The 7,905-nt window shown below is 42.5% G+C and carries 11 protein-coding genes; 4 read left to right on the top strand and 7 right to left on the bottom strand.

Features of this window, described 5'->3' with window-relative positions; translation table 11 throughout:
• Positions 1–472 (top strand): rhodanese-like domain-containing protein (locus tag ACWB1W_RS01400; protein WP_479369608.1); only part of this gene is annotated, 472 nt, incomplete at its 5' end.
• Here the strand turns inward: ACWB1W_RS01400 and ACWB1W_RS01395 are convergent.
• The 5 genes from ACWB1W_RS01395 to ACWB1W_RS01375 are packed head-to-tail and all read right to left on the bottom strand — an operon-like array spanning position 458 to position 3,775.
• A complete protein-coding gene (locus ACWB1W_RS01395) occupies positions 458–1,414 on the bottom strand; it encodes a tRNA dihydrouridine synthase (protein WP_479369607.1) in 957 nt (318 codons plus the stop codon). The genes ACWB1W_RS01400 and ACWB1W_RS01395 overlap by 15 nt on opposite strands.
• On the bottom strand, positions 1,411–1,824 hold the full coding sequence (locus ACWB1W_RS01390) for a hypothetical protein (RefSeq protein WP_479369606.1): 414 nt from the start codon (positions 1,822–1,824) through the stop codon (positions 1,411–1,413). The genes ACWB1W_RS01395 and ACWB1W_RS01390 overlap by 4 nt, the downstream gene beginning before the upstream one ends.
• 12 nt (positions 1,825–1,836) lie before the next feature.
• The gene (tagD, locus tag ACWB1W_RS01385; RefSeq protein ID WP_479369605.1) at positions 1,837–2,319 is read right to left on the bottom strand and encodes a glycerol-3-phosphate cytidylyltransferase; all 483 of its coding nucleotides are present in this window, start codon (positions 2,317–2,319) and stop codon (positions 1,837–1,839) included.
• A 26-nt stretch (positions 2,320–2,345) separates the two neighbouring features.
• On the bottom strand, positions 2,346–3,545 hold the full coding sequence (locus ACWB1W_RS01380; protein WP_479369604.1) for a M16 family metallopeptidase: 1,200 nt from the start codon (positions 3,543–3,545) through the stop codon (positions 2,346–2,348).
• Positions 3,546–3,598: 53 nt separating this feature from the next.
• The gene (locus ACWB1W_RS01375; protein ID WP_479369603.1) at positions 3,599–3,775 is read right to left on the bottom strand and encodes a hypothetical protein; all 177 of its coding nucleotides are present in this window, start codon (positions 3,773–3,775) and stop codon (positions 3,599–3,601) included.
• Positions 3,776–3,806: 31 nt separating this feature from the next.
• Here ACWB1W_RS01375 and ACWB1W_RS01370 point away from each other — a divergent pair, with 31 nt between their 5' ends.
• Complete coding sequence (locus ACWB1W_RS01370) at positions 3,807–5,150, top strand: sigma-54-dependent transcriptional regulator (RefSeq protein WP_479369602.1); 1,344 nt, start codon at positions 3,807–3,809, stop codon at positions 5,148–5,150.
• Here ACWB1W_RS01370 and ACWB1W_RS01365 read toward each other — a convergent pair.
• Both ACWB1W_RS01365 and ACWB1W_RS01360 read right to left on the bottom strand, forming a co-directional pair.
• Positions 5,103–5,402: a sensor histidine kinase gene (locus tag ACWB1W_RS01365; protein WP_479369609.1), complete on the bottom strand. Its 300-nt coding sequence runs from the start codon at positions 5,400–5,402 to the stop codon at positions 5,103–5,105. The two genes, ACWB1W_RS01370 and ACWB1W_RS01365, sit on opposite strands and share 48 nt — an antisense overlap.
• A 42-nt stretch (positions 5,403–5,444) precedes the next feature.
• Positions 5,445–6,122, bottom strand: coding sequence for a PAS domain-containing protein (locus ACWB1W_RS01360; protein ID WP_479369601.1), 678 nt, complete (start codon positions 6,120–6,122; stop codon positions 5,445–5,447).
• 147 nt (positions 6,123–6,269) lie between these two features.
• Between ACWB1W_RS01360 and ACWB1W_RS01355 the strand changes: the two genes are divergently transcribed.
• Positions 6,270–7,574 carry an FAD-dependent oxidoreductase gene (locus ACWB1W_RS01355; RefSeq protein ID WP_479369600.1) on the top strand — a complete coding sequence of 435 codons (1,305 nt, stop codon included), beginning with the start codon at positions 6,270–6,272 and terminating at the stop codon, positions 7,572–7,574.
• Positions 7,575–7,616: 42 nt separating this feature from the next.
• The coding region (locus ACWB1W_RS01350) for an FAD-dependent oxidoreductase (protein WP_479369599.1) at positions 7,617–7,905 on the top strand (289 nt) is incomplete at its 3' end.

The raw sequence follows: 7,905 nt of genomic DNA, 5'->3' as shown, positions 1-7,905 counted from the left end.
AAAGATGAGAAAGTATTTAGCTTCCGCACTTCTTATTCTTGGATTTGTAGGGTTTTCCCATGCAATTGACCAGCACCTTGTGAAGAAATACGACAGGATGTTTAGTCAACTAACCCAGGAAAACCTCGCAAAATCACCCTGCAGGGTTACACCTAAACAGGTTATTGATATGATAAAGAACGGTGAAGATATAGTTCTCCTTGACATAAGAACAGATGCAGAGGCCTCAATAGTGGGACTCACCTACAAAAACAGCATACACATACCTATGGACAAACTCTTTAAACCCGAAAACCTGAGTAAAATACCGAGGGATAAGAAGGTTATAGTTATATGCCACTCAGGGGCAAGAGCTATAGCCGCAACCTTTGCACTCAGGAGTGCAGGTTTTAAAAACGTTTACGCATTAAAGGGCGGTATATCGGCTCTTGCAAGCTATGTAACACCCAAGACAACCTTAGGTATAAAGTAATTCCCTCTCTCTTTCTTTCGCTTCTTCTAACCTCTTTAAAAGTTCCTCACAGCTTTCCGCTCTTACTATATAAGTTTTTAGCTCCCTTGAGTTCGGAACTCCTTTTAGTATCTGAACGATTTGGGATTTTATTTCGGCACAGGCCTTTTCCCTGCTCATGTACTCGGTCATCATGGATAACTCTTCAAGAATGAAGTCTATTCTCTCCTTTAATCCCATTCTGATGTCCCTTTTCTCTTTAAATTCCTTGAATATCCAAGGGTTAGAAAGTGCGGCTCTTCCCACCATAACCCCGTCACAATCGGTTTCCTCAAACATTGCTTCAATATCCTTCCAGCTTTTAACGTCTCCGCTTCCAACGATTGGAACGCTTGCAATCTTTTTAGCCTCTTTTATCCTTTTCCAGTCCGCCTTTCCGCTGAACCCTTGCTTTGCGGTTCTTGCGTGAATGGCTATGAGAGAAACACCCCCTTTTTGAAGCTCCTCAATAATTTCCTCAAGCTGATCCTCTTCAAATCCGAGCCTTATCTTTGCGGATACGGGAATACCGTAAGACTTTAGTGCTTCAACGGTTTCTTTTACGACCTCACCCATAAGCGGGGGGCATCTAAGCATATACCCCGCAGCCTTGCTTCTGAGAACCTTCGGAACGGAACACCCGAAGTTGATGTCTATAAAGTCGGGTTTAAGTTCCTTTGCTACAATTTCGGCCGCTTTAGCTATTTCCTCAGGATTGCTTCCGAATATCTGAACGTGTATGGGTTTCTCCTCATCGGTGAAGTATGCGTATTTAAGGGGTATTCCGTTCCTGAGAATTCCAACAGCACTTATGAGTTCTGTGTAAGTTCTGTCTGCTCCCAGTCTTTTGCATAGCCTCCTAAAGGCGGAATGGGTATAAGAGGCCATAGGTGCTAAGATAACTTCACCTTTCCTGAACCTCATATCTCTTCTTTAATGTATCCCCATAGCTCATTCATGAACCTTTTAAACTCGTTAAAGTTCCTCTCATCAAGCTTTTTTCTGAGTTCCTCTTCGTTAAAGAGGAGTTCTCCCGTAACGGGGTCGTAGTCAATATACTGCAGGTCAGCCTCGTGGAGGTTGAATATACACATATACTGCTGAGCTTCCTTCTTGAAGTGAACGAACTCCGCTTCGTAGGGTTCCGATACCTTGGTATCCCACTGATAAGCCCCTCCGTAGGGGTTAAGCCAGAACTGTTCGTTCGCCTCCATACAGAACCGGGCTCTTTTTACGGATACTATATCGTAAAAGAGTTCCCCGTCCGGCGTCATAACCGCCCATACCTTCTTGTCCTTCAAGGGGTTAAGTAAAAATGTGGCAATTTGCTCCATCTTCCCACCTCCTCAATCTTTCAGTATTTCTATAAGGCTATTCCTCCCTTTTGCCACTATCTCAAGGATCCTTATTATATCCTCCTCAAGAATGCTTGATAGTCTAAGAAGAGCGTCTTTTAACTCCGTTGTTGATATTCCCTGTGTTCTAGGGAGGTAAACTACCTCGCAGTATTCTTTTAGGTAATCAAACTTCCCTTTCCAGTCGTCTCCCATTACGAACACGTCAACGTTATACTTCTTAATGTCCTCAATCTTTTGTTCCCAGTTCTTCTCGGGGATAACGAGGTCAACGTATTTTATTGAGCGAACTATCTCTGCCCTGTGCTCGTAAGGATAAACGGATTTTTTTCCCTTTATCTCGTTAAACTCGTCCGTTGAAACGCCTACTATTAGATAATCTCCCAGCTCTTTTGCTCTCTTTAAAAGATTTAGGTGTCCTATATGAAATAAATCAAAAGTTCCATAAGTTATAACAACTTTTCTTTTCTTCATTCTTTTGGAATTATAAAGCTTTAATTTCAAGGTTCAACCACGACACAGTGGTGATGGTTTATATATTTTTCTACAGCCCTTCTCACTTCCTCCGCACTCACCGAGTTTATTTTCTCGGGATACTCCTCGTCCATCTTCCAGCCGAAGCCCATAACCTCAAAAAATCCCATATACCAGGCTTGTCTCAGTCTTGTCTCGTGGTCAAGGAGGTAATCCCCTATAATCTTTCGTTTTGCAAGTACAATGTCTTCCTCGGTTATATCCTTATCGGATACTGTTTCTATTAGGTCTCTAAGGGCTTCTTCCTTCTTTTCGGGAGAGGTACCTATGTAGGCAAAGAGTCTCGGAGAGGAGTATCTCGTAGGATAAAAGGAGTATGTGGCATAAGCGTATCCCTTTTCTTCTCTTAATCTCTTGAACAGCTTTGAGGTCATTCCCTCACCCAGAACACCGTTGAAAACCTTAAAGCTGAAGTAATCCTCCGAGTCCTTGGGAGGTGCGCTAAAAGCACACAAAATAGTGGCTTGCGAACCTTCCCTTTTTACCCTGATAATCTTGTTCTCCTTAATTTCTTTATTCTCTTTAAACAGCTTAAGCTCACCCTTGGGTATATCCGAAAAAGTTTCCTCAAGAAGGGGAATAACTTCCTCTTTCTTAAAGTCTCCTACAAGAACTACAACTATGTTTTTTCCCTTCTTTAGTTCCTCAAATCTTCTTATTAGGTCCTCCCTGGTTATCGTCTTTACGTCTTCCTCCTTTCCGAGGGAGGAGTATTCATAAGGAGTTCCCCTGTATGTAAGCTTCCTCAGTTCCTCGTATGCGTAGGACATTCCTCTCTCTTTCTTAGACCTTATCGCAACTATCTGATTTTTTTTCTCAATTTCTAGAACATCCTCTTTAAAGAGAGGTTCTGAAAGTATGTCCTTTATAACTTTCAAACCCTCTTTTAGTCCCTCAACCTTTGTTGAGAAGCCTATTTCCGAGAAGTCGTCTTCGGAGGAGGAGTATATATACCCTCCGTAATTCTCAAAGGGTTCTGAAACAGCAGAAGAAGAAGGATAGTTTTTAGAACCTTTGAGAAGTATTGTAAAAAGTAATGCTGTCTCTCCCCTCTTTTTCTCCCCATGGACACCACCTTTGAAGAATATAACACCCGAAACTATTCCTTTTCCCTGCGTTTCCTTCAGTATAATTTTCACTCCGTTTTCAAGTGTCTTCTCATACACCTCAGAACCTCCGAATAGGGGAAGGACTAAGAAAAGTAAAAGTACTATAAGGCTCACTTCTTTTCCTCTTTTTTGATTTCCTTTTCTTTATCTTTTTCCTTTTCTATCTTCACTTTATAGCCTTCCTTTCCCATATAATACCCGGCTGCACCACCTACAGCAGCACCTATGAGAACTTCACAGGAGGTTAAAAACAGGCTTAAGGAAGCCATAAGAATTACTAATCTCATAAAATGAAATTATACCTAACATTAAAACTAAATGGTTTCCCTCCTGATAGTTGAGGATGATAAGAACTTAAAGAGGTTAATGGAAAAGAAGTTAAGTGAAAAGTATATTGTTGATTCAGCGGAAAGGGGAGAGGAGGCGGAGGAAAAGCTAAAGGAAAGGTATTACGACGTTGTTCTCCTTGATATACGGCTTCCCGATATGGACGGACTTGAGCTGATTGAGCGCTTCAGCGGTGATGGAACGAAGTTCATAGTAATAACGGGATACGGAGATATCAGAACAGCTATAGAAGCAATAAAAAAGGGTGCATATGACTTTATTCAGAAACCTTTTAACTTTGACCTTCTTGAGGTGAGCATAAAAAAAGCACTTAAGGAAAAGAGCCTTGAGGAGGAAAACAAAACCCTTAAAAACTTCCTGTTCGGTGAAGGAAAAGGAGAATACTTACTTGAGACGAGAAACGAAAAATTTAGAAAAATCCTTGAGCTAATAAAGAGAGCTTCAAAGGTTGACTCACCTGTTTTGATAAGGGGTGAGACGGGAGTAGGGAAAGAGGTTCTCGCGAGATACCTGCACAGTGTATCCGAAAGGAGGAATAAACCCTTTATAGTCGTTGACAGCACCTCTATACCCGAGCACCTTTTTGAGAGTGAGCTTTTCGGATACGAGAAGGGAGCATTCACGGGAGCGAACCACAGAAAGCTCGGTCTCGTTGAACTTGCAAACGGAGGGACCCTTTTCTTTGACGAGATAGGAGACCTTCCTCCATCAATACAGCCCAAGCTCCTAAGGTTCGTAGAGACGAAGAGCTTCAGAAGGGTAGGCGGACTCAAGGATATAAAGGTTGACGTAAAACTCGTTTTTGCAACGAACAGGAACATAGAAAAGCTGATATCCGAAGGAAAATTCAGGGAAGATCTTTACTACAGGATAAATACCATAGAGGTAGAAATACCGCCTCTCAGGGAAAGGAAGGAGGATATTCCACTTCTCGTAGAGTTTTTCCTAAAGAAATACGGAAAGAAGATAAGAGAGGAAACCTTAAGGGAGCTTATTAATTACCCGTGGGAAGGAAACGTAAGGGAGCTTAGGAACGTTATAGAGCGGGCTTGTGTTCTCTCACAGGGAGAGTATATAGACGAGAATATATGCCTGAAGAGAAAGAGTGTTAGCTGTGTTGAGAAGATTATGGAAAAGCTTCCCAGCCTTGAGGAGCTTGAGCTTATGTATATATCCTTTCTTTACAAAAGATTTGAAGGGGACGTTAATAAGATAGCAGAAATTCTCGGTTGTAGCAGGAGAACCGTTTTCAGGAAACTCAAGGCTTTAAGGGAAAGGAATGTGAACCTCAAAAACACTACCCTTTCCTTTTGAGCTGTTGACATTTATATAACCTCCGTAGTCCTTTACTACTTCGTTCACTATCGCAAGCCCGAGACCGCTTCCTTCTCTTTTATTCTTACCCTGGTAAAAGGGCATGAATATCTTGTCCATATCCTCGGGAGGTATACCGTGTCCGTAGTCCCTCACTGTCAGAACAAGTTCGTTATCCCGTTTTTTTAGCTCAACCTCAACCTTCTGGCCCTCGGAACTTGCTTGAATTGCGTTAAGAACAAGGTTTAGGATAACGTGCCTTATGTCCGACTCGTTCCCGAGTATATAAACGCTCTAGAGACTGGTTTCTACCTTTACTTTTTTCTCCTTTGCGTAAACTTTTAATAGCTCAACCACGTCTTCAACGGCTTTCTTTACGTCTACAAGGTCCGAACCTTCTTTTTTCCTCACAAATAGGAGTAATTTATCTACCGTATCCTTACAGGTCTTTACGGCGTTCCTTATAACGTCTATCTCCTCCGTTTTTCCGATTTTCCTTTCAAGCTCGTCAAGAGCGAGGTTTATCGTTGCGAGGGGTGTGTTAATCTCATGGGCTATGCCGAGGGCCAGGAAACCTATTGAGCTCAGCTTCTGAGAAAGACTAAAAAGGTAAAACTTCTCCTTATCGTTCCTAATGTTCTTTATTATCTGTAGAATCCTCTCTCCCTTGTTTATCGGAAATGCACATATCTCAACGGGAGTCTCTTTGTTGTCATGAGTGTAATGTGTATGTATTACGTTAACAGCCCCCTTATTCTTTTCTATCTCCTTCAAAGGACAGGGATGACACTCTCCCTCACAGGGACTTTCTCTTTTATGAGATATGAGATAACAAGGTTTGCCTATAACCTCCTCCTTACTTTTGTATCCGTTTTCCTTTATATACCTTTCGTTTGCGTAAACTATCCTGTAGTCTTTGCCTATGATTACAACCTGTTCGTCAATCTTCTCAAAGATGGAAAACTCCTCCATACTGAAAAGATACTTCCCCTTTAGTGTCATATGTGTCACAAAGGTGTGACAGTTTTGACACCGTTCCGAAAAGTCCCTTTGAAAAAGAACGTATTTCTTTTGGCACGAAGTTTGCAAATAGAAAGGAAAAGTAAGGGAGGTAACTACATGGGTGTAAACAGAAGAGATATGTTTAAGCTCGCGGGGTTGGGAGCCGCTGCAGCTCTCGGAACTAAGTTCAGCTTCACCTTTGCAAAAACCGCAGACGTTATAAACCTTCCTAAGCCCAGAAAAAGTTCTCCTAGGGTGGTAATCGTAGGGGGAGGTTGGTCCGGGGCTACTCTTGCAAAGTATTTAAAGATGCACGACCCGAACATAGATGTAGTCCTCATAGAAAAAAGGGAACACTTCTGGTCCTGTCCCGTAAGCAACCTCTGGCTGGTTGGACTCGTTGACCTTGAATTTCTACTTCACGACCACAGACCAGCGGCTGATAAATACGGATATCATCTACTCAGAACAACCGCTCACCATGTAGACAGGGTTGGGAAATACGTTTACACAGACCTCGGTAAGATACATTATGACTTCCTTGTTCTTGCAACGGGTATAGACTACGACTACTCCCAGTGGGTAGGTGATGATCCGAGGGATATAGAGATTGCAAGAACGCGTTATCCCGCTGCGTTCATACCCGGAGGTGAACAAATCACCCTTAAGAAGAAAATAGAAAACTTTGAGGAAGGGAACTTCGTTATAACCGTCCCTCCGGGACTTGATTACAGATGTCTGCCCGGTCCCTACGAGAGGGCTACGCTGCTCGCCTGGTATTTTAAGGAAAACGAGATTCCCGGAAAGGTAATTCTTATAGACCCCCATCCCCAGCCTCCCGTAAAGGCGGAAGGTTTTCAAAAAGCTTGGAACGAGTTTGTTAACGGATACATAGAGTATTATCCCCAAGCGACGATAAAAGGCGTTGATTTCGGAAAGAAGATAGTAATGACGGAAGAATACGGTGATATAGAGTTTGCTGACCTCAACCTATACCCGAGGTGTAAGGCTACCAAATTAATATTTGATACGGACCTCGTTCCCAATGGGGAAAGATGGCCCAGCCTAAGGTGGCCTTACAACATATCAACAAAGGACCCCCATATACTATGCACGGGTGATGCGAGAAATCATCCCTTCTCAAAGAGCGGGAACACCGCAAACTCCGAAGCCCATAACGTTGCAAAGCAGTTAATAGAACTCATAAAGGGAAGAATGCCCGAATATAAACCCCCGAGGACGCTATGTTATTCAGCGGTGGATAAAGGAAAAGGAGTATGGGTTGACCTTACATACAAGTATGACCCCACGAAGAACACGTTTCAGTTCTGGAACGTAAAGATGGACAACAACCCGACAAAACAGAACTGGATAGCTTACTTTGAGTGGGCTAAAGCAATGTATAGGGATATGTTTTCTTAAAAACTATTTAAATCTAAAAAAACTACTTAGGAGGTTTGTAGGATGGGTTTTAATAGAAGGAATTTTTTAAAATTGGCCGGTGTAGGAATTTTTTTAGGAGCAACCTCTCTCCCTGGCATAGCCTGTGCGGCTACTACCGCCAATAGATTACTCCCCCCTTCAAAGGGTAATAGGATTGTAATAGTCGGCGGGGGATGGGCCGGTGTTACTGCAGCTAAGTATTTAAAGAAGGAAATACCCGGTGCCGAGGTAGTTCTCATAGAACAACGTAAGATGTTTATGTCTTGCCCTATAAGCAACGTATGGCTGGGTGGTTTGGTTGATTTAGAGT

Source organism: Aquifex sp., assembly GCF_056494385.1.
This window is presented reverse-complemented; position numbering and strand designations above follow the sequence as displayed.

Excerpts from the sequence above, each read along its gene's own strand:
- ACWB1W_RS01375 (WP_479369603.1), bottom strand. The coding sequence starts at position 3,775 with ATGAGATTAGTAATTCTTATGGCTTCCTTAAGCCTGTTTTTAACCTCC.
- tagD (WP_479369605.1), bottom strand. The coding sequence starts at position 2,319 with ATGAAGAAAAGAAAAGTTGTTATAACTTATGGAACTTTTGATTTATTT.
- ACWB1W_RS01370 (WP_479369602.1), top strand. The coding sequence starts at position 3,807 with ATGGTTTCCCTCCTGATAGTTGAGGATGATAAGAACTTAAAGAGGTTA.
- ACWB1W_RS01395 (WP_479369607.1), bottom strand. The coding sequence starts at position 1,414 with ATGAGGTTCAGGAAAGGTGAAGTTATCTTAGCACCTATGGCCTCTTAT.
- ACWB1W_RS01390 (WP_479369606.1), bottom strand. The coding sequence starts at position 1,824 with ATGGAGCAAATTGCCACATTTTTACTTAACCCCTTGAAGGACAAGAAG.
- ACWB1W_RS01355 (WP_479369600.1), top strand. The coding sequence starts at position 6,270 with ATGGGTGTAAACAGAAGAGATATGTTTAAGCTCGCGGGGTTGGGAGCC.
- ACWB1W_RS01360 (WP_479369601.1), bottom strand. The coding sequence starts at position 6,122 with ATGGAGGAGTTTTCCATCTTTGAGAAGATTGACGAACAGGTTGTAATC.